The organism is Pectobacterium punjabense (genome assembly GCF_012427845.1).
In the GTDB taxonomy this organism is placed as follows: domain Bacteria; phylum Pseudomonadota; class Gammaproteobacteria; order Enterobacterales; family Enterobacteriaceae; genus Pectobacterium; species Pectobacterium punjabense.
In genome coordinates, this window is sequence record NZ_CP038498.1 from 2,838,848 (window position 1) to 2,859,024 (window position 20,177).

At 52.0% G+C, this 20,177-nt stretch carries 21 protein-coding genes; 2 read left to right on the forward strand and 19 right to left on the reverse strand.

All coding sequences use genetic code 11. From position 1 onward, the window contains the following. The first annotated feature begins 1 nt into the window (after position 1). Positions 2–1,195 (forward strand): MFS transporter, encoded by a 1,194-nt coding sequence (locus E2566_RS12795; RefSeq protein WP_107167685.1) that lies wholly within the window; start codon positions 2–4, stop codon positions 1,193–1,195. Positions 1,196–1,279: 84 nt separating this feature from the next. On the opposite strand, the gene E2566_RS12800 is transcribed toward E2566_RS12795, so the two are convergent. The 9 genes from E2566_RS12800 to E2566_RS12840 form a co-directional block, all read right to left on the reverse strand. Further along, on the reverse strand, positions 1,280–1,819 hold the full coding sequence (locus E2566_RS12800; protein ID WP_107167686.1) for a glycine zipper 2TM domain-containing protein: 540 nt from the start codon (positions 1,817–1,819) through the stop codon (positions 1,280–1,282). A gap of 427 nt (positions 1,820–2,246) precedes the next feature. Further along, positions 2,247–3,551 (reverse strand): NAD(P)/FAD-dependent oxidoreductase, encoded by a 1,305-nt coding sequence (locus E2566_RS12805; RefSeq protein WP_107167687.1) that lies wholly within the window; start codon positions 3,549–3,551, stop codon positions 2,247–2,249. A 365-nt stretch (positions 3,552–3,916) separates the two neighbouring features. After that, positions 3,917–4,459 carry an alpha/beta hydrolase YcfP gene (gene ycfP / locus E2566_RS12810; protein WP_107167688.1) on the reverse strand — a complete coding sequence of 181 codons (543 nt, stop codon included), beginning with the start codon at positions 4,457–4,459 and terminating at the stop codon, positions 3,917–3,919. A gap of 28 nt (positions 4,460–4,487) precedes the next feature. Next, positions 4,488–5,516 carry a beta-N-acetylhexosaminidase gene (gene nagZ / locus E2566_RS12815; RefSeq protein WP_107167689.1) on the reverse strand — a complete coding sequence of 343 codons (1,029 nt, stop codon included), beginning with the start codon at positions 5,514–5,516 and terminating at the stop codon, positions 4,488–4,490. 71 nt (positions 5,517–5,587) lie between these two features. After that, positions 5,588–6,472, reverse strand: coding sequence for a thiamine kinase (thiK, locus tag E2566_RS12820; protein ID WP_107167690.1), 885 nt, complete (start codon positions 6,470–6,472; stop codon positions 5,588–5,590). Beyond that, the gene (gene lpoB, locus E2566_RS12825; protein WP_107167691.1) at positions 6,453–7,034 is read right to left on the reverse strand and encodes a penicillin-binding protein activator LpoB; all 582 of its coding nucleotides are present in this window, start codon (positions 7,032–7,034) and stop codon (positions 6,453–6,455) included. The genes thiK and lpoB overlap by 20 nt, the downstream gene beginning before the upstream one ends. A gap of 21 nt (positions 7,035–7,055) precedes the next feature. Continuing rightward, positions 7,056–7,436 carry a YcfL family putative periplasmic lipoprotein gene (locus E2566_RS12830; RefSeq protein WP_107167692.1) on the reverse strand — a complete coding sequence of 127 codons (381 nt, stop codon included), beginning with the start codon at positions 7,434–7,436 and terminating at the stop codon, positions 7,056–7,058. A gap of 40 nt (positions 7,437–7,476) precedes the next feature. Continuing rightward, positions 7,477–7,827, reverse strand: coding sequence for a purine nucleoside phosphoramidase (gene hinT, locus E2566_RS12835; RefSeq protein WP_107167693.1), 351 nt, complete (start codon positions 7,825–7,827; stop codon positions 7,477–7,479). 218 nt (positions 7,828–8,045) lie between these two features. Then, complete coding sequence (locus E2566_RS12840; protein WP_107167694.1) at positions 8,046–9,500, reverse strand: MFS transporter; 1,455 nt, start codon at positions 9,498–9,500, stop codon at positions 8,046–8,048. A gap of 123 nt (positions 9,501–9,623) precedes the next feature. Between E2566_RS12840 and E2566_RS12845 the strand changes: the two genes are divergently transcribed. Continuing rightward, positions 9,624–10,421 (forward strand): helix-turn-helix transcriptional regulator, encoded by a 798-nt coding sequence (locus E2566_RS12845; protein WP_107167695.1) that lies wholly within the window; start codon positions 9,624–9,626, stop codon positions 10,419–10,421. 167 nt (positions 10,422–10,588) lie between these two features. Here E2566_RS12845 and ptsG read toward each other — a convergent pair whose 3' ends face one another. The 10 genes from ptsG to fabD all read right to left on the reverse strand — a co-directional run bounded on the left by ptsG (position 10,589) and on the right by fabD (position 20,163). Continuing rightward, the gene (gene ptsG / locus E2566_RS12850; protein WP_107167696.1) at positions 10,589–12,022 is read right to left on the reverse strand and encodes a PTS glucose transporter subunit IIBC; all 1,434 of its coding nucleotides are present in this window, start codon (positions 12,020–12,022) and stop codon (positions 10,589–10,591) included. Positions 12,023–12,334: 312 nt separating this feature from the next. Beyond that, positions 12,335–13,132 carry a metal-dependent hydrolase gene (locus tag E2566_RS12855; RefSeq protein WP_107167697.1) on the reverse strand — a complete coding sequence of 266 codons (798 nt, stop codon included), beginning with the start codon at positions 13,130–13,132 and terminating at the stop codon, positions 12,335–12,337. 19 nt (positions 13,133–13,151) lie between these two features. Further along, the gene (gene holB / locus E2566_RS12860) at positions 13,152–14,162 is read right to left on the reverse strand and encodes a DNA polymerase III subunit delta' (protein ID WP_107167698.1); all 1,011 of its coding nucleotides are present in this window, start codon (positions 14,160–14,162) and stop codon (positions 13,152–13,154) included. Beyond that, on the reverse strand, positions 14,162–14,821 hold the full coding sequence (tmk, locus tag E2566_RS12865; RefSeq protein WP_107167699.1) for a dTMP kinase: 660 nt from the start codon (positions 14,819–14,821) through the stop codon (positions 14,162–14,164). Before tmk ends, holB begins: the two co-directional genes overlap by 1 nt. Continuing rightward, complete coding sequence (gene mltG, locus E2566_RS12870; RefSeq protein ID WP_107167700.1) at positions 14,811–15,830, reverse strand: endolytic transglycosylase MltG; 1,020 nt, start codon at positions 15,828–15,830, stop codon at positions 14,811–14,813. Before mltG ends, tmk begins: the two co-directional genes overlap by 11 nt. A 14-nt stretch (positions 15,831–15,844) precedes the next feature. After that, on the reverse strand, positions 15,845–16,642 hold the full coding sequence (gene pabC / locus E2566_RS12875) for an aminodeoxychorismate lyase (protein ID WP_107167701.1): 798 nt from the start codon (positions 16,640–16,642) through the stop codon (positions 15,845–15,847). 127 nt (positions 16,643–16,769) lie between these two features. Further along, positions 16,770–18,011, reverse strand: a complete 1,242-nt coding sequence (fabF, locus tag E2566_RS12880) for a beta-ketoacyl-ACP synthase II (RefSeq protein WP_107167702.1) — start codon at positions 18,009–18,011, stop codon at positions 16,770–16,772. A gap of 82 nt (positions 18,012–18,093) precedes the next feature. After that, positions 18,094–18,330 (reverse strand): acyl carrier protein, encoded by a 237-nt coding sequence (acpP, locus tag E2566_RS12885; RefSeq protein WP_005970506.1) that lies wholly within the window; start codon positions 18,328–18,330, stop codon positions 18,094–18,096. A 154-nt stretch (positions 18,331–18,484) separates the two neighbouring features. Beyond that, positions 18,485–19,219 (reverse strand): 3-oxoacyl-ACP reductase FabG, encoded by a 735-nt coding sequence (fabG, locus tag E2566_RS12890; RefSeq protein ID WP_107167703.1) that lies wholly within the window; start codon positions 19,217–19,219, stop codon positions 18,485–18,487. Positions 19,220–19,233: 14 nt separating this feature from the next. Further along, complete coding sequence (gene fabD / locus E2566_RS12895) at positions 19,234–20,163, reverse strand: ACP S-malonyltransferase (protein WP_107167704.1); 930 nt, start codon at positions 20,161–20,163, stop codon at positions 19,234–19,236. Between the last annotated feature and the right edge of the window lie 14 nt (positions 20,164–20,177).

A 20,177-nucleotide genomic window follows, 5' to 3' on the forward strand; every position in this document is an offset into this window, starting at 1 on the left:
CATGAATACGTCTTCATCTATCCCTATAAACGCGGCTACACAGCACCCCTGGCTGGCCGTCGTCGCCGTCGGTCTAGCGACGTTCTCTGTTGTCACGACGGAAATGCTCCCCGTGGGCCTGCTAACGCCAATCGCGGCTACATTAACGATTTCTACCGGGATCGCGGGACTGATGATTTCACTCCCTGCGCTGTTAGCCGCGTTATTCGCTCCACTCGTGGTGATCGTATCCGGCGGTATGGATAGACGCAGGATTTTATGTGGCCTACTGGCGTTGCTGGTTATCGCCAACATTGCCTCAGCGCTGGCACCAAACATCGGCTGGATGCTGGCTGCACGCGTGCTTGTCGGTTTCTGTATGGGTGGCATCTGGGCGATTGCCGGAGGTCTGGCTGCACGGCTCGTTCCCGAACTATCCATCGGTCTGGCGACATCCATTATCTTTGGCGGCGTCGCCGCAGCATCGGTACTGGGTGTACCATTCGGTGCGTTTATCGGAGACATCGCCGGATGGCGCTGGGCCTTTGGTTGCATGGCAGCGTTTAGTGGACTGGTGCTGATACTTCATCTCGCGGTGATTCCGACGCTGCCCGTTACCCACTCAACCACCATGCACCAGTTCGGTGAGCAACTGACCAACCGTAAATTGCAAATCGGGTTAATTCTGACGCTATTACTGGTGGCAGGACACTTCATGGCCTTTACCTTTGTGCATCCGCTGCTGCTCTCGCTGTCGGGATTCGACACGCAGTGGATTAGTGCATTGCTATTTGCCTATGGTATTGCAGGCATCGTTGGCAATTTTCTGGCAGGCATCATTGCGGCGCAGCGCACAGCGTTAACTTTAACGGCAATTGCCTTCGGGCTGCTATTGACCCCAATCTTGTTCCTCACCATCGGATCTTCGCCTATAGGTGGCAGCATGGCGCTGCTGGTCTGGGGAGTGGCCTACGGCGGTGTATCCGTTGGTTTGATGACGTGGATGATGAAAGCCGCATCGCGCACCGTGGAGATTGCTTCCGCGCTGTATGTGGGGATTTTTAATGTTGGTATCGCGCTTGGGTCCTGGGTAGGGGGTCAGATAGTGGATAGCTCCGGCCTGAACGCGACGCTTTGGTTAGCGGGTGGATGCGCAGCGGTCGCTTTGCTGTTATCACTGAGCATGACGCGGATCGAAAGCAACAAGATCGAATAAGGTAAAAAACCGCGAGCACCTTCTTCAGGTGTCTCGCGGTTTTTAGAGAGGGTGTCAGCGCAAAAACGTAGACGTTGGGGTAAATCAGCTCTGTTGATTCAGGACTAACTGACCATTTCTGTCCACGGGAATTTGTGTACCTGGATCGCGATCCATGCGGATTTTGCCCTGCTGGTCGCCGATTTTATAGGTGACATCATAACCTAAAACTTTTTGTGATTTGTCGTACACCGTTTGACAACGCTGCTGCTGTGTCGTGTACGTATCATTTTCCTGCATGCCACTTTGTACACGGTTACCCGCGTAACCGCCTGCCAACGCGCCCGCTACCGTCGCGACATCTTTACCGCGTCCGCCACCGAACTGATGCCCCAAAACGCCACCCGCCACAGCACCCAGTACCGATCCAGCAATCTGGTTTTCGTCCTGTACCGGACGGCGGTGAGTCACGCTAACATTGCGGCACTCTTGGCGAGGCGTTTTGACCGTTTCTTTAATCGGTGTTGCCGTTAGCACCTGTGCATACTGAGGTTTAGAGGAAAAGACGTCCATACTCGCCACCGCCGCCACACCCAATGCCGCAGCCACACCAATACCTACACCCGCTAACATTGATTTGTTCACAGGATACCTCCCGAATCTATTCTCACGCATTCCCCATCTGCAACCCTGCCGTAATCTTGTTTTACGTCAGCTCGCGTTTAACGCGATGAATCCGATGGTTCCTCCTGAATAACAACATTCAGAATTTTCGGCGTGCGTGCTACGCCATCTGTAAACAGTGGAAAGTCTGCACAATGTTTCACACTCTCGCAATAAGACTAACTCACCAAAAGTGTCAGATTCGTAACATAAAACCGTCATTTGGGAATTATCTTAACTGGAATTGCTAATAGGACGACATTTTATGCTGTTATTTCAGGTAGGTGCTCAATGGCATGACAAACAGAAGGACGCTATTTTCCAAGAGTCAAAACTGGAGATGATAAAAAGAATACGGGCGCGAAATCGCGTTCGCGCCCGTATCAGAAAATTTCAGTGGTGACATGCATTAATGCAATTTGAGGCGCGGGCGTATCACCCGGTTGATACCACCAACCAGCATCATCAAGCCCGTTTTGATATAGCCATGCAGGGCAACCTGGTGCATACGATAGAGGGAGATGTAAACAAAACGCGCAATCCGCCCTTCTACCATCACAGAGCCCCGCATCAGGTTCCCCATCAGACTCCCCACCGTACTGAATTTAGACAACGAAACCAGCGAACCGTGGTCTTTATAGACGTAAGGTTTCAGCGTTTGTCCGTTTAGCAGCGCGATGATGTTGCTGTGGCAGCGTGATGCCATCTGATGAGCCGCCTGCGCGCGCGGTGGTACAAAACCGCCACCTTCCTGCGGGCAGGATGCACAGTCGCCGATAGCGAAAATGTTAGGATCGCGCGTCGTCTGCAACGTCGGTTCAACGACAAGCTGATTGATCCGGTTGGTTTCCAGACCCGCGATATCTTTCATTGCATCCGGCGCTTTGATCCCTGCCGCCCAAACCATCAGATCGGCGTCGATAAATTCACCGTCTTTCGTATTCAGACCGCCGCTGTCCGCGCTGGTTACCATGGTTTTCGTCAGTACGCGGACGCCAATGTTGTTCAGTTCCTGATGTGCTGCCGCTGAAATACGTGGCGGCAGCGCTGGCAAAATACGTTCACCCGCTTCCACCAGCGTCACATTCAGCGTTTGGTTATCCAGTCCGTCAAAACCATAGCTGTGCAGCTGTTTCACCGCGTTATGCAATTCCGCAGACAGTTCGACACCCGTTGCACCGCCGCCCACAATCGCAATATTTACGCGCTCTTTTTCGTCCTGATTTGCTGTGAATTTCAGGAACAAATTCAGCATTTCGTTATGGAAGCGACGAGCCTGTTTTGGGTTATCCAGGAAGATACAGTGATCTTTCACGCCCGGTGTACCAAAGTCATTTGAGGCGCTGCCTAATGCCACCACCAGGATGTCATACGGGATGCGGCGCGCCGCAACCAGTACATCACCTTGCTCATCACACACTTCGGCCAGTTGAATCTGCTGCTGCTCACGATCGATATCCGTCAGCATGCCCAGTTGGAACTGGAAATGGTGGTTGCGAGCGTGCGCCAGATAGCTCAGCGCATCCATATCGTCGTCCAGCGAGCCTGTCGCCACTTCATGCAGCAAGGGTTTCCACAGGTGGCTATGGTTACGATCTACCAGCGTAATGTCCGCTTTTTTCTTGCGTCCTAACTTGTGGCCTAAACTTGTAGCAAGTTCAAGTCCGCCAGCTCCCCCGCCGACAATGACAATTTTTTTGGTTGGTGATGTCAAAATGACCCCCTAAAATGTGAACCAATCGTTAATAAAGAGTAAAAAATAATATCCTTATATAACATAGGGTTCGCGTAAGTTAAGCCTGATATCTGCTGCAAGAATAGCACGCTAGGTTATTTGGTCATACCAAAATTGATATATATCAATTTATTTTGCTGTGCGGTTTTTTACCGAGAAAAATCCATTTTTATTTCAGTGAATTAGCGGAAGTCTGCGTGAAGAAAAAATGCTGAATCGTGCGCATAGGCACGTCTGTAAGAATTAAGGAAAGTAAATAAACCGCACCATTCCTTCTGATCCCCCATAAACAAGGGCATCAGAAGGAAAGCCCGTCGCGATTAACGAGCACCAGGAGCACAGGCTCAGCCCAGCGTTTTGAAGGCCTTTATCCGCTGTAAATGGGGAGAGATACTTTTGAATTTATGCGTCTGGATATCGTCCCAGACGATCTCATAATATTCTTCCAGCGCTTGTGCACTGCGTTGGCTGTCGAGCATCTCATCCTGACGGGAAAGCATGACCATGCAGCGATCGCGGTTCTTTTCACGAAAATTAGCGACACACTTCGTGGCAATATCCAGATATTCTTCCGGCCGATCAATTTTCCCGCTCATGTTTTCCTGCGGGAAAAGGTTAGGATTGACGATAACTTGTCGTATATCACACAGAAATCCGACCCGTTCAGCCCAAAACCCCCCCAACCCCACACCACAGATCAGCGGACGTTCGTCATCAGAATGTTGAATCATCTTATCCACCTGCTTTAGCAAGTGTTGCATGTCATGACGCGGGTGCAGCGTGCTGTAGCTAATCAGCCGTACATCTTCATCGATAAACTGAAGCTGCAAGACTTTTTCATGGTTACCAGGACTGGTCGAATCAAAACCATGTAAATAGATAATCATCTTTTATCCTCACCACTGACTAGGTTGCCTATTTCTCACCATTTTTATGCGCCTGCCAGCGCTCGCTGAGTGAAGTGAGCGTCTGATTGGCCTGCTTCCAGCGCGGCGAATCCAGCAGTTCTCGACGAGAAAACGAACCCTGATGATATAAGCGCGTCAATTGCTCCGCTTTGACCGGAGACAGGTTATCTAACACGCTGATGGCTCCTTCCCGCTGGTTGCAAACCAGAATCATGTCACAGCCTGCCTGCAACGCTGCCTGTGCCCGCTCGGGATAACCCCCCATCACGGCGGCACCTTCCATCGAGAGATCGTCGGAGAAAATGATGCCATCAAAACCCAGCTCTTCACGCAGTACTGTTTTAAGCCAGTAGGGTGAGCCGCTGGCGGGACGCGGATCGGCCTCAGTGTAAATCACATGGGCAGGCATGATCGCATCCAGTTGCTGGCGCTGGATCAGTTCTTTAAAAATCCGCATATCGTGTGCGCGAATCTCCGCAAGCGGACGCGGGTCGCGCGGCGTTTCTTTATGTGAGTCGGCGCTGACCGCACCATGACCGGGGAAGTGCTTCCCCGTGACCTTCATACCCGCACTGTGCATGCCGCGAATAAAACTCTGCGCCACCGCTAACGCCGTTTCTGGCTGTTCGTGAAACGAGCGTTCGCCAATCGCCGCACTCTGGTGACCAATATCCAGCACCGGTGCAAAACTGATGTCGATATCCATCGCAATCATTTCTGCCGCCATCAGCCAGCCGCCCTCTTCCGCCAACCGCTGAGCGTCCGACAGGCTATTTAATGCAGCAAATGCCTGTGCAGCAGGCAAACGGGTAAATCCATCACGAAAACGCTGAACACGTCCTCCTTCCTGATCCACAGAAACGACAAGACGTTCGCGCGATGCGGCGCGGATTTGGCGTACAAGTTCACGTAACTGTGCCGCGTCATGAAAATTACGGGTGAACAGAATCACGCCACCAACCAGTGGATGTTCCAACACTTCACGATCTTCTGCATCCAGCTCATAGCTGGCGACATCTAACATTACCGGACCCACAAAAACCTCATTCTTTAGATAGTACAACTGAGTAAAATGGTCACTACCACAACATCACGCCTTCAACCAGACTATAGCCGATGGCCCAGCTGTAGCCGCTGATAGAGTGCGGGGATTTCTGCTAAAAATTCGGGGTTCTTTGTTTGCTGCCAGCGAATTTCAAACCACATCAATACCAGATAATCGACCCAGGGGAACCACTGCGTCATCTGTTGCTGAAGGCGGCTCACGGAAAATCCTCGCCGATACTGCTGATAGCTTTGTAGAAAACGCGTTTGCGCCACGCTTTCCATCTGGCTCGCTCGCACAATGAACGCCAGCTCAAAAGCGATATCGCCGTCTGAGGCGTATTCCCAGTCAATGAGCATCGCGCCTTGCGGCGTAATCAGTAGATTCTCCGCATGCACATCCAGATGAAGGGGAGCCAGAGCCAACGGTGTGGGCAACGCAGTACACTGAAAATGATGGTGGGCACGCAACAACGCAGGTGAACGACGTCGTGGGTCTATCAACTGCCAATGTTGAGCAAATAACGTTTTGAGATCGACAGGATGACCGCTACACGGCAGACGATGAAGCTGGGACAATATACGCGCTACTTCGCCATTCGCCAGCATCATCAGGAACTCATCAGAGGTAGCAATACGCCCCGGCACCCACTCAACAATGAGCCAGCCATCGCGCCACAGCAGTGGCCGTGGCGCAAGCCCTATCGCTGACATCTGCCGTAGCAAAGCGAACTCTCGCTGGCGATTAACGCCCATTTTTCGCTCAGTTGGCGACTGTCGCCGCGCAAGCCACTCAATGCCTGGCCCACGGATACGCCAACTTTTACTGCTTAACCCACCAACCAGTTCAAAGCGAATATCATCCATCTCCACGGCTGGGAAATGTTTCTGGATCGCCGTAGTCAGGTGCTGCTGGATACCCGCCTGTTTAATGCTGAACGGCGCCATTGCCTGACCACACAATTTCACCGGTCTGCACCAGCATCAGTTGCATGTCGATCTGCGGCGATTTCACGTCGCCACTGACGTCGCTGTACAGCACATACTGTGCGCTGACATAACGTGCCAGACCAATAGCCTTACTGCGCGACCCCAGGCTGTCGTCAACCGACAAACCCAGCGTTTGTTTCGCAGCGGCTAGCTGCTCACGTGGCACCAGCGTAAAGGCCTTGCCGGAGGATAACGCGTTGTACAACGCCCCTGTCGCTTTCGCTATTGGCAGTGAGCCATTGGTGTTGTTTTTCACGCTATCCACCAACAGTATGCTGCCTGGCGTGACGCCATCGGCTTTCAACATCTGTGCCACCAGCGGATTAATGCTGGCTTCCCAGTTCAATGTCTGGATTTTAGGCGGCTGCGGTACAGATTCCCCCGGCGGCGGCGTTGGCGTGGTCGGCACTTGAGGTTCAACCGGCTCAATAGTCGCAGGCGGTTCGGTGGGCTCCGGCGGACGGCTGGGGCACCCAGTCAGTACCAATGCCGCCAGTATCACCCCTAGATACTTTTTCATATTTTCTCTCTCAGCACACCATTACAAAAACAGATGAAGACGAACCTGACGCGCATTGGGACTGCTGCGCGTTGAAAAAACCGTCATTTCCGTCTGTGGCGGGATTTCAATAGACTGCACCGCTTCAAAAGGCAGCACGTCCAGCCCGTTCTCATCATACCAATAGAAGCGGTAATGCACGGTCACCGCGTGTGAAGCATCATTGCTGACGGTGGAAGAAGCACGCAGCCGGCCATTTTCTGAATCCAGCGACGGATTCCCCGCCGTAATACCCGCTGACAGCACAGGCGCATCCAACACCAGCGTTTGCCGCTCATTGATGGTCAGCACCTTTGGCGCACTACAGCCCGCCAGCATTCCCACCATCAAACACGCAGACAGAAAAAGCATCGGGTTACGCATGGTTTACTCGCATGATGGTTTTCTCACCTGATTGTCTAACCTAATCCGCCAGCAAAGGCCCTAATGCACGACCGCCAACCAAATGCATATGGATGTGATATACCTCTTGTCCGCCGTGCCGGTTGCAGTTAACGATCAGGCGATAGCCGTCTTCTGCAATGCCTTCCTGTTGCGCAATTTTACCCGCAACCGTGATCATCCGCCCAAGCGCCGCTTCATGCTCTGGCGCCGTATCGTTAACGGTTGGGATTAATACATTCGGGATGATCAGAATATGCGTTGGCGTACGAGGCGCGATATCACGGAAGGCGGTGACCAGTTCATCCTGATACACAATATCGGCAGGAATTTCCCGGCGAATGATTTTACTAAAAATGGTTTCTTCAGCCATGATTGATTTCCTTGTTAAAGCTGGCGTTGAACGACATCATGTAGGCAGTATGAGTGACATATTCCATTTCTTTCAACCTTCTTTATCTATTTCTGGCGCAGGTGGTCAAAATACGACACTCAGGAAAAACCCGCTTTATACCAGAAATAGCCACGCCATCACCGCTGCGGCAAGAATTTGCCACTAGTCGACGAATGTCCGCCGCCCGCTTTCCTTTTTCAGTTAAACGGCCGCTGCGTTCTCACCAACATCAGCAACAGGATGCACACCAGCAAAGCCGCGCCTACGTTATAGAGCATTCCCACGACAAAGGCCGACACATATTGACCCGCTTGTGCAACGGCACCATCGCCTGTAGCCAGCGCAGAGCCAAACAGGATGCCAACCACAGCCACACCCAACGCCGCCCCAACCTGCTGAACCGTTGAGATCACGCCCGATGCCATACCGGCCTGAGGCCCATCGACCAACCCTAGTACCAGATTCAACAACGGCGTCATAATGAAACCTTGGCCTGCGCCAACGACAATCAATACAGGGATCAGTCGTGTAGCTACCAGATCCGCCCCCGCTAACTGCACCTGCGTAACCAACAGTCCAATGGCAACGGCATAAACTAATGCCCCCGCTATGATGGCAAGTGTACCCCAGCGGGCAATCAGGCGCGGCGCAGCCAGCGATGCCAAGACAAAACCCACGCTACAAGGCGCGAAAATACTACCCGCGAGAAAGGGATCAAGCCCCAGCCCCATTTGCACCAGCAAGGCAAAACACAGGAAAAAGGAGCTGGATGTGGAATACACCAGCAGCACCAGCAACACTCCCAGCAGGAAACGGCGCTGTGCGAGCAGACGCATATCAACCAGCGGAAGATGCCCCGCCATTCGCCGTCGTTCCTGTTGACGGTAAAAAATTCCCAGCAGGGCAACCGCGGCAACCAGCATCCATAGACACCATGTCGGCCACCCTTGTCCCGGACCTTCAATCAGCGGTACCAGTAACAATGTAAGCCCGATGCTAACCAGCGCCACCCCGGTCCAATCCAGTGAAGGGCGCTGTGGCGTGCGGGATTCGGGGATAAATCTTGCGGTTACGATAGCCAGCAAACCGATGGGAATATTGATAAGAAAGATGCTGCGCCAGCCTAGGCCGAACAGGTTAGCATGCACCAGCCATCCCCCCAGTACCTGGCCCGCGATAGCAGCCAATCCTAACGTCATCCCCAGTAGTCCAAAGGCACGGCGGCTATCGTGGCCGTTAAAGTTAACGCGAATAGAGGCATAAACCTGTGGAAACAGTAACGCGGCCGTAAGCCCTTGCAAAAGGCGTGCACCAATCAGAAACCCCGCGTCAGGTGCTAAGCCACACAGTGCAGAAGCGATCGTAAATCCGACCATCCCCACAACAAACAGGCGACGCCGCCCAAACACATCTCCTAGTCGACCGCCCGTAATCAGCAGCACACCAAAAGCCAGTTCGTAACCCGCGACGATGAAACCGATCTGTGCAAAGCTTGCCCCCAAATCGGCCTGCATGCTGGGGATGGCAACATTGACCACGAACAGATCGAAGATCGTGACAAAGCCCGCCATGAGCAGCACAGACAGGCCAAGCCATGGCGGACTATTGGCTGTCGTCGTCGCTAAAGCCGAAGCACGACAAGTTGAGTTCATTTTATCTATCCTTATGTATCGCAACTTTATGTATCAAGAGTGAGCACGCCATCATTCTCAAATCCTTTTTAAACAATTACAATTTAACCACTTATGCTATTACTAAAAGCAATGCGGTAAACAATGAGAACATTGGAAAGAACTCGCCACGATCTGGCTGCTTTTTTGCGTGCACGCCGCGAACGGGTGTCACCCGTTGATGTAGGCTTGCCTAGCGGTGGAAGACGGCGCACGCCTGGACTGCGGCGTGAGGAAGTCGCTGCGCTCGCCGGGGTCGGTCTGACCTGGTACACCTGGCTTGAACAGGGACGCGATATCGGTGTGTCCGCAGCCTTTCTGGATAATCTGGCACGGGTGCTCAGACTTGATGCAGCCGAACGCCGTCATCTATACCTGCTGGCACATGAGAGGCCAGCTGTCGAGCCAGGTAAGACATGGTGCGTGGTGCCACCACTGGTACGGCGCCTGATGCACGATCTGGCTCCGCATTCAGCCTATATACTCAACCTGCGCTGGGACGTTTTGGCTTTTAATGAACCGGCAAACCAGCTTTTCGGCTTCAACGCTCATCCTTCCGAGAGACGTAACCTGCTCTGGCTCTTGTTTACCGACCCGTTGCTGCATGAGCGATTTGTCGGCTGGGAGGAACAAGCCCCGCAAATGCTGTCGAGTTTCCGCCGTGATTTTGCTCGCGCAACGCAGGAAGCCGATATTCATGAGTTAGTGGATGAACTGGAACAGGTATCGCCCGATTTCAAAACGTGGTGGCGTCAGCATGACGTGCATGCTCCGTGCAATGGAGTGCGTCAACTGATGATCGCCGACAAAGCTGAAGCCTTCGAGCACACATCGCTGACCATTGATGAGGATCGGCATCTGCGCTTGGTGGTCTATGCACAGCAATCTCAGGGAGAGGAATGATGTGGCGTGGTGGCAGTAGCACCAGTAAACAATTTATGCGGCAGGATCACGCACGTTACAGAAGCAGATTATCACCTTGCTGTTCAGCGCACATTTTCTTGAAAGCGGCTCAATCCTGACCATAAAAAAGGGGCTTTCGCCCCTTTCTGCAACTCCCCAACGACTCATCAGTGGTTACGGATGTAGTCGTCCATATCGGTTTTCAGGTTATCGGATTTGGTACCGAAAATTGCCTGAACGCCGGAACCTGCTACAACCACACCTGCTGCGCCCAGTTTTTTCAGGCCAGCCTGATCAACTTTAGCCACATCGCCTACGCTAACGCGCAGACGGGTGATGCACGCATCCAGGTTAGTGATGTTTTCTTTACCACCAAATGCGCTAACCAGAGCGGCAGCCATTTCAGTGCTGTCCTGCGAAGTTTGCTCAGATGAGCTGTCTTCACGGCCAGGCGTTTTCAGGTTCAGTTTGGCAATCAGCACGCGGAAGATGGTGTAGTAAATCAACGCATAGCACAGACCCACAATCGGGAACAGCCACAGGTTGCTACCGTTGCCGCTCAGTACCACGAAGTCAATCAGACCGTGAGAGAAGCTGGTACCATCACGCATACCCAACAGGATACAGATTGGGAACGCCAGACCCGCCAGAATCGCATGAATCACATACAGGATCGGCGCAACAAACATGAAGGAGAACTCAATTGGCTCAGTGATACCCGTCAGGAATGAGGTCAGTGCCGCAGAGATCATGATACCGCCCACTTTCGCGCGGTTTTCTGGCTTAGCCGAATGCCAGATAGCAATAGCCGCGGCTGGCAGACCGTACATTTTAAACAGGAAGCCGCCAGACAATTTACCCGCAGTCGGGTCACCAGCAATGTAGCGCGGGATATCACCGTGGAAAACCTGACCAGCAGCATTGGTGAACTCGCCAACTTGCATCTGGAAAGGTACGTTCCAGATATGGTGCAGACCAAACGGCACCAGAGAACGTTCAACAACCCCGTAGATACCAAATGCCAGCATCGGGTTTTCATTCGCTGCCCAGTGAGAGAATACCTGAATAGCGCTACCAACCGGTGGCCATATGAAAGACAACACCGTACCGATAATGATTGCCGTCAGACCCGAAATAATCGGTACAAAACGTTTACCGGCAAAAAAGCCCAAATACTCAGGCAGTTGAATACGGTAGAAGCGATTAAACATATACGCGGCAATCGCACCGGCAATGATCCCGCCTAGAACACCGGTATCCGCCAGATGCTTCGCAGTAATCTCGGCAGCCGGTAGATTAAGAACCAGCGGCGCAATCGCAGCCATGGTTTTCACCATGATGCCATAAGCCACCACCGCCGCCAGTGCGGAAACACCGTCGTTATTGGTGAAGCCCAGGGCAACACCAATAGCAAAAATCAGCGGCATGTTAGCAAATACCGAATCACCGGCCTGTGCCATGACGCTGGAGACAATTGCAGGCAACCAGCTAAAATTGGCCGAACCGACACCCAGCAGAATACCTGCGATAGGAAGTACGGATACGGGCAGCATTAGCGACTTACCTACTTTTTGCAGGTTTGCGAATGCATTCTTGAACATAATTGAGTGTGCTCCTGAGTAATAGTGCTTTTACTTCTGATACTTCATATAAGCAAAGACGGGGAGGATGCCTTTGCGAGTTGGGGTGTCTTAGCCCCCTTTAATTTTTACGCAGAGTAAAATAAATAGCATTCACAATGTTTGATTGCTATCACGTTTCCACAAGCCAACAGGCTGAGAACGAACAGATATTGCACTTTTTTGTGATATATCGCTAAAAAACACGTCCCCCTGAAGAGGAAAAACCTGATCAAGGGGATTACGAAGCGCTATTAATTACACGGATAAAAAAAACTCGGCTATTCTCAGCCACTATTGCGCAGCGGTCAACCGAGTCAGATCGATGTGAAACAGGCGGGAGAAGTTTTCTGTCGTGGCAGCGGCAAGGGTTTCCAGCGATATACCTTTCACTACGGCAAGGTATTCTGCTACATCACGCACATACGCAGGCTGGTTTTCCTGACCTCTGAACGGGACAGGCGCTAACCAAGGGGAATCTGTCTCAATCAGCATCCGATCCAGCGGTACATAACGCGCGACGTCACGCAATTCCTCGGCGTTACGAAATGTCACGATCCCAGAAAACGAGATGTAGAACCCCATATCGAGCAAGGCTTTTGCCGTGACCAAATCTTCCGTAAAACAGTGCAGAACGCCGCTGCACTTCTCAGCGTGTTCTTCACGCAGAATTGCTAGCGTATCTTCACGGGCAGCGCGTGTATGCACGATGACAGGCTTGTTCAGGTCATTGCCAATACGAATGTGTTCGCGAAACGATTCCTGCTGCTGGGCTTTCGTCTCCTGCTGGTAGAAATAATCCAGCCCCGTTTCCCCCATTGCAACCACGCGGCTGGCGCTGGCTAACTCACGCAGTTCGGCATAATTATAGGGGGCTTCCTGGTTCAGCGGATGAACGCCGCAGGAAAAGGCTACGTTATCGCGCTCGCCAATTAACTCTACCATCGCACGATAGCCAGGCAGCGTCGTCGCCACCGCCAGAAGGAAACCGACATCACGGCGCTTCGCTTTATCTAGCACGTCAGAGACGTCTTTATGCAATGACTGATAATCCAGACCGTCAAGATGACAGTGGGAATCCACTAACAACATGATATTTACTCGATATTAATTAAACAGAAAAGGGATGGCTGCCACGCTTAACCGACGAGGCAAGCGTGCGTTCACCATCAAGCAGGCGTTCCGTCAGCAACAGCTCACGATTCACCCCCGTGACAGTCAGCAATTTTTGTCGGCAAGCCAGCCAGTGTTGTAGCTCATACTGCAAATGCGCAGACGGTTCGCGCGCCAGACGCTCGACCAGCTCGATCTGATCCTGATTCACCAAATGCTCGTTGGCACCCTGTTGCCATTTCATGGCATCCAGCAGTAGCGCAGCCAACCAATGAATACGAACATCCGCATCGTCATGATTTAGCTGTGATATCAATGAGAGCTGATCTCGCGAAGTCAGCGCAGCAGAAAACGCCTGACACAGCGCGCTACGCTGTTTCCAACGCTCTGGCTGCAATAACGCCTCGGCGGCTAACGGCGCGCCCGATTGCAATCTCAATGCCGTGCGCAATGCCTTGCTGTCATGGCGATGGCGAGCATTCAGCCACAGCACGCTCTGCGTCTCATTTGGGACATCCAGATAATGATACAAACAGCGGCTGCGCAAAGTAGCCAACAGCCGCGCTGGTTCACGGCAGCCAAATAAAAAGAAGGTATTCTGTGGCGGTTCTTCCAACGTTTTCAGCAGTGCGTTCGCTGCGGCTTCAGTCAGTTGCTCAGCGGAAGCCAGCCAGATCACTTTTGCTCCGCCCTGCCGGGAGTGTTGGTACACATTTTCTACGACGTCACGCACCGGATCGACGCCCAGACTCTGCTTGCCCTTCTCTGGGCTCAGCACATGCCAGTCCGGGTGCGTTCCCGCTGTCATCAGGTTACAAGAGTGGCACTGGCCGCAACTTTTCATGCCGTCAGGTCGCTGACAGATCAGCCAGCGACTCAGCGCATAAATAAGCGATTCATCGCCCATGCCTGGCAGGGCATGCAGCAACACCGCATGGTGGCCTCTGCCTGCCTGATATTGACCGATAAGCTGCCGATAAGAGGCATTCAGCCACGGATACCAATCCATCAGTGCTGTTCCTGCACGACAGGCTGGAATCCTTGTTGCTGCAACCACTGCTGTAACGTAGCCTGAATATCCGCACTGACAGCATCAATGGATTGTGATGCATCGATCGTCAGGATGCTGTCATCCTCCGCCGCCAATTCCTGATAGCGGGAACGGGTACGATCAAAGAAAGCCAGCGACTCCTGCTCGATTCTATCCAATTCTCCGCGTTGACGCGCACGCTGCAAGCCGATGGCTGGCGGTAAATCAAGATAGAGCGTCAGGTCAGGACGAAAATCGCCCAGCACGGTGTCACGCAGCGAGCGCAGCAGTTGTTGATCGATCCCACGGCCGCCGCCCTGATAAGCCTGTGACGAGAGATCGTGACGATCGCCGATAACCCATTTCCCATCGGCCAGCGCAGGTTTGATGACATTATCCACCAGTTGCACTCTGGCCGCGTACAGCATTAAAACTTCCGCTTTGTCGGTGACCTTCTCATCGGCTATACCTTGCTTAATGAGTTCTCGCAGCTTCTCCGCCAGCGGCGTACCACCAGGCTCTCGCGTGAACACCACCTCTTTCACACCGTGTGACCGCAACGTGTCAACAACGATATTGCGCGCAGTAGTCTTCCCTGCGCCTTCCAATCCTTCAATGACGATAAATTTACTGTTCATCCCGTTCCTTTAACGCTGAGCGGTATACCCTTACAGCACGGTTATGGTCTGCAAGGTTAGTGGTAAAACTGTGTCCGCCTTTTCCATCCGCCACGAAATACAGATACGATGTTTTGGCCGGATGCGCAGCCGCATCCAATGACGCTTTCCCCGGCATCGCGATCGGCGTCGGCGGCAAGCCGGCGATGACATACGTATTGTAAGGTGTCGGCGTATCTAATGCTTTACGGGTTATCACACCTTTATAGTCATCCCCCATGCCATAAATCACCGTGGGATCGGTTTGCAACCGCATACCAAGCCGTAAGCGATTGATAAACACGGAAGCAACCTGCGTACGTTCTTCATTGATTGCGGTTTCTTTTTCAATGATTGACGCCATCGTCAGCAACTCGTCTGGTGTCTTGTACGGTAAGCCCTCTTCACGTCCTTTCCATACCTCATCCACCGTTTTTTTCATGCGCTGATGCGCACGCTGTAACAAGGCGCTGTCGCTCGTACCGGCCGTGTATGAATAGGTATCAGGATAAAACCAGCCTTCCGGGTTCGTTTTCTCTTTGATTTCCAACTGGGTGGCAACGTCCTGTTCGGTTTTATCGGCCAGTGAATGCTTGATATAAGGTGCTTGTTGCAGCGTGACCAGCCACTCTTTCAAGCGTGAGCCTTCGACAAAACGGATGGAAAATTGCGCTTCTTTTCCGCTGGACAGCAGCGCCAGCATCTCGCGCACGGTCATGCCCGAAGTAAAGCGATAGGTACCCGCTTTGAATTTTGCCAATTCAGGTTCAATACGCAGCAGCCACGGAAAAAATGCACCATCAGTAATAATTTTTTGCTCGAGAAGCAGCGTTTCCAGCCCTTCTCGTCCCGTTCCAGCCGGAAGCGTGAAAATAGTTTCTTTTTCGATAGCCAATGGTGAACCAGCAAAACGCTGCATTTTCTGCCACGCTACCAGCAACATCAGCACAACAGCAGCGATAATCAGCAAACCAATTTTCTTTTTCTTCATAAATCAACCATCTACTAGCAGTTAGAACTCAGGAATTGATAAAGCTCTCGGGAGTGGTAACGCCAGACGTGCGCCTGATTCACGGGGACTAGCGGCATTAATGCATTACAAACCAACACTTCATCCGCATCAGCCAATACGCCAATCGGTTCACTAACGATCTGTAACTCGAAGTCAGAACCAGCCAGCAAAGCGATAATATGCTGCCGGGCAACGCCATCTACGCCAGACTGTGATAAATCCGGCGTATAGACTCTATGCCCTTTACGCCAGAATAAATTAGCGGCACAGCATTCCACTAGCGCACCAGAGGTGTCAAGCACGAGGGTCTCATCGGCCGAGGTCTGGTCAAGATGCGCACGAATCAACACTTGTTCGAGCCGATTCAGATGCTTTATCCCCGCCAACAGCGGGTTTTTAGCCAACGCCACAGGGCTTAAGTTCAAGCGAATCCCCTGCTCACGCCAGTCGACATAATGTACAGGATAGTCTGCCTGTATGACTATTCGGCTTGGTTGCGCACAGCCTTGTGTGCTGTAACCACGCCCGCCGACGCCACGCGTGAGCATGACTTTCACTACACCGTTTGCACGGCCCAGCGCGGCCTGTTTCATTTCCGCGATCAGGCTTTCCCAGTCAACAGGCGGGAATAACAAGCGTGCCGTGGCCTGTTGCATCCGTACGATATGTCGATCGAACCAAACAATCTCGCCAGCACTGACTCTGGCTGTCGTAAAACAACCATCACCATACTGTGCACCCCGATCGAGTACCGAAAGTTGTTCCTGTAACTGACCATTAATCCACAGCATAATAAGCTCCGCGTCATTCATCGCCGTCAGCTTGCCAGTAAAGCGGCATCGCCCACAAGCAGGTGTGTCTGATTTTATTCAGGCAAAAAAAAACCCGGAAACCGGGTTTTTATAGACGCTATTGCAATCAAACTTTACGGAAGATCAGAGAACCGTTGGTTCCGCCGAAACCGAAAGAGTTGCAGAGTACGTATTCCAGATCGCTGACCTGACGCGCCTCATGCGGCACAAAATCCAGATCGCAACCTTCATCAGGGTTATCCAGATTGAGCGTTGGTGGAACAGCCTGATCGCGTAGAGCAAGAATACTGAATATCGACTCTACTGCGCCAGCTGCACCAAGCAAGTGACCCGTCATGGATTTTGTCGAGCTAACCAGTACACGACTGGCGTCCGCACCAAATACGGATTTCACGGCCTGAGTCTCAGCTTTATCACCCGCAGGCGTAGAAGTGCCATGCGCGTTGATATAACCGATTTGACTCGTTGACACACCAGCATCACGCAGTGCGTTTTCCATCGCCAGCGCGGCACCTGAACCGTTCTCCGGCGGAGACGTCATATGATACGCATCGCTGCTCATGCCAAATCCAACAACTTCTGCATAGATTTTCGCACCGCGCTTTTTCGCGTGTTCATACTCTTCAAGCACCATGAGGCCAGCGCCGTCGCCCAGCACAAAGCCATCACGATCTTTATCCCATGGACGGCTTGCCGCCTGAGGATCGTCATTGCGCGTAGACAACGCACGAGCAGCACCGAATCCACCAACACCTAATGGCGTACTGGCTTTTTCCGCGCCGCCGGCCAACATCACATCCGCATCATTATAGGCAATAATACGTGCTGCCTGACCAATATTATGCACGCCAGACGTACAGGCCGTAGCGATAGAGATACTCGGGCCACGCAGTCCGAACATGATAGTCAGATGACCTGCCACCATATTAACGATGGTAGACGGTACGAAGAACGGACTGATTTTACGCGGGCCGCCGTTCACCAGCGCAGTGTGGTTCTCTTCAATAAGACCCAGACCGCCGATGCCGGAACCAATCGCCGCACCGATACGCGGGGCGTTTTCTTCCGTTACTTCCAAACCAGAGTCCTGCATGGCCTGAACGCCAGCAGCAACACCGTATTGAATAAAGGCATCCATTTTGCGTGCTTCTTTACGCGAAATGAATTCCTCAGAATTAAAATCCTTTACTAAGCCAGCAAAACGCGTTGCGTAGGCACTAGTATCGAAATGGTCGATCAGGCTGATACCACTCTGACCGGCAAGAAGAGCACTCCAGGTAGACTCAACTGTATTGCCGACAGGAGATAACATGCCCAGTCCGGTCACAACTACTCGACGCTTAGACACGCTTATCCTCCAGGGAGGGAAAAAAAAGACACTGCGGGACAAAAAAACTTAGGCGGTCGAATGACCGCCTAGATATGTTCGCTTACTGCTGGTTAGCCTGAATGAAATCAATGGCTGCCTGAACAGTCGTGATTTTTTCAGCTTCTTCGTCTGGAATCTCAGTATCAAATTCTTCTTCCAGAGCCATTACCAGCTCAACAGTGTCAAGAGAATCAGCGCCGAGGTCATCAACGAAAGAAGCATTGTTTACGACTTCTTCCTGCTTAACACCAAGCTGTTCAACGATGATTTTCTTAACGCGTTCTTCGATAGTGCTCATACTCTTAAATTTCCTATCAAAACTCGCTTTCGCGATGGTTTTCGTAGTGTATAAAATGTTTGAAAAGATGCAACAAAATCTCGGCTGGTCGAACCACGATTTTGTGCTATTTTGCGGTTATCACCGCAAATAAAGCAAATAGTTTTCGAGCTTTTTAGATCATATACATGCCGCCATTGACATGCAATGTTTCGCCAGTAATGTAAGCAGCTTCATCAGAGGCTAAAAATACAACAGCACTGGCGATTTCTTTAGCATCACCGAGTCGGTTAGCTGGAACCGACGCCAAAATGCCTGCTCGCTGTTCTTCTGTCAATGCCTGAGTCATATCTGTTTCGATAAAACCAGGTGCGACCACGTTGACCGTAATACCACGAGAAGCGACTTCACGCGCGAGGGATTTGCTGAACCCAATCAGCCCCGCCTTCGCTGCCGCGTAGTTAGCTTGCCCTGCATTGCCCATCGTTCCCACAACGGAGCCGATGGTAATGATACGGCCAAAACGTTTCTTCATCATGGCACGCATAACTGCTTTAGACATACGGAATACCGACGTGAGATTGGTATCCAGAATATCGTGCCATTCATCATCTTTCATACGCATCAATAGGTTATCACGAGTGATACCGGCGTTATTGATAAGAATATCAATTTCCCCGAATTCTGCGCGAATTTCTGCCAATACGCTTTCTACTGATGCTGCATCAGCAACATTCAGCATATAACCTTTACCGTTTTCACCCAGCCAACTACTAATGGCTTCAGCACCTTTTTCGCTGGTTGCAGTACCAATGACTTTTGCCCCGCGAGCAACCAACGTCTCGGCGATGGCACGCCCAATACCACGGCTTGCACCGGTAACCAGTGCAATTTTCCCCTCAAAACTCATTGTCTTCTCCGTTCTTATTTCTCAATCGCCGCTGATAGAGAAGCAGGATCGTTCACCGCAACTGCTGTCAGGGTATCGACGATTCGTTTGGTTAAGCCAGTCAACACTTTACCCGGCCCGACTTCTAACAGTGACTCAACCCCTTGAGAGGCCATAAATTCAACACAGTCAGTCCAGCGCACTGGGCAATGAAGTTGGCGCACCAGTGCATCACGAATCGCTTCTGGTGTGGTTTCGATGCTTGCATCTACATTGTTTACAACTGGGATGACCGGAGAATTAAAGGTCACGGATTCTAGCGCAATAGCCAGTTTCTTCGCTGCTGGTTCCATCAACGCACAGTGTGACGGTACGCTGACAGGCAGCGGCAGCGCACGCTTCGCCCCCGCCGCTTTACACGCAGCACCCGCACGCTCGACGGCGTCTTTATTGCCCGCAATCACCACCTGACCCGGTGAATTGAAGTTTACCGGTGACACTACCTGACCCTGCGCGGATTCTTCACACGCTTTTGCAATGGCCTCGTTATCAAGCCCGATAATGGCATACATCGCCCCAGTGCCTTCCGGCACGGCTTCTTGCATCAGTTTGCCACGCAATTCAACCAGACGAACAGCCTGCTGGAAATCCAAGACACCAGCACAAACCAGTGCAGAATACTCACCGAGGCTATGGCCAGACATCAACGCAGGCGTTTTTCCTCCCTGCTGCTGCCAGGCACGCCAGATAGCAACAGAAGCGGTCAGTAATGCAGGCTGAGTTTGCCAGGTTTTATTCAACTCTTCAGCAGGCCCTTGCTGGGTAAGCTGCCACAGGTCATAACCTAACGCTTCAGAAGCCTGAGCAAACGTTTCGGTAACGATCGGGTATTCTGCCGCAAGTTCAGCCAACATCCCTACCGTCTGCGATCCCTGACCGGGAAACACCATTGCAAATTGCGTCATATCACAATCCTGTT